Source organism: Haloferax sp. s1 (assembly GCF_058382125.1).
The window spans coordinates 1-777 of the sequence record NZ_JBZRPK010000059.1 but is presented as its reverse complement, the minus strand read 5'-3'; the positions used below and the strand labels follow the sequence as shown (position 1 = coordinate 777).

The following is a 777-nucleotide window of genomic DNA, read 5'->3' as shown; positions in this document are numbered from 1 at the left end:
GTCGACGAGCGCCTGGTGCTCCTCGTTGGTCGTGCTCCAGGCGGCGCGGCCTGCTTGCCGATCCAGTTAACCGACCGGGGTTCGGGAAGCGTCTCGGCGACCGCCCGAATTCGTTCGCGGGCGCTCATCGACTCGGTCCACGACTGGACGCCATTCCGTGGGGATTCGGACATGCTTGGCACCTCTAGATCTGACTGCGATATGGGAGCGTCGTCACATCGAACGCATCGTAATGCCGGTCGTAGGTGAGGATGTGATCGACCTCCAATTCGACCATGTGTGCGGCGACGACGAAGTCGGTGAATGAGGCATCCAGGTCGGTCCACTCGACGAACATCGTTTTGGCGGCATCGAAGACGTCCGCGGAGACGCCTTCGAACTGATAGAGCGTGCTCTCGTCGAGTGTCGTCAGGAACGACGCTGCGTTCCGCATCGAGGCCTGCTTTTTCAGCCGCGTGGCCGCCTCGTCGACGATGTAATCGTTGACGATAAGTCGACAATAGGGGAGGTCGCCGTCGCCCGCGCCGTCGAGGAGGCTGGCTCGAACGCCCGCCAACAGGCCGAGCGCAAGCTCCGCTGGCCGGTCACGCGCGTCGTGATCGACACCGACAGCGACGACGTTACCGATGCCATCGAGGACCACACCGGCCTCGTCGCCGACCGGCTCAACGCCCGTACCGTCGAGATCGTCGGCGGCGGCGACGCCCGGGGCGAACCGGCCTACCCCGCGGAAGCCGCCACGAGCGAACTCGCCCCGGCCTTCGGGGACGACGCCGG

At 65.5% G+C, this 777-nt stretch carries 2 pseudogenes; one reads left to right on the top strand and one right to left on the bottom strand.

The features are described 5' to 3' along the window. Positions 1-173: pseudogene (locus tag QT222_RS00360) on the bottom strand (DUF7342 family protein); the annotation flags it as partial. 299 nt (positions 174-472) lie between these two features. Between QT222_RS00360 and QT222_RS00355 the strand changes: the two are divergent. Then, positions 473-777: pseudogene (locus tag QT222_RS00355) on the top strand (hypothetical protein); the annotation flags it as partial.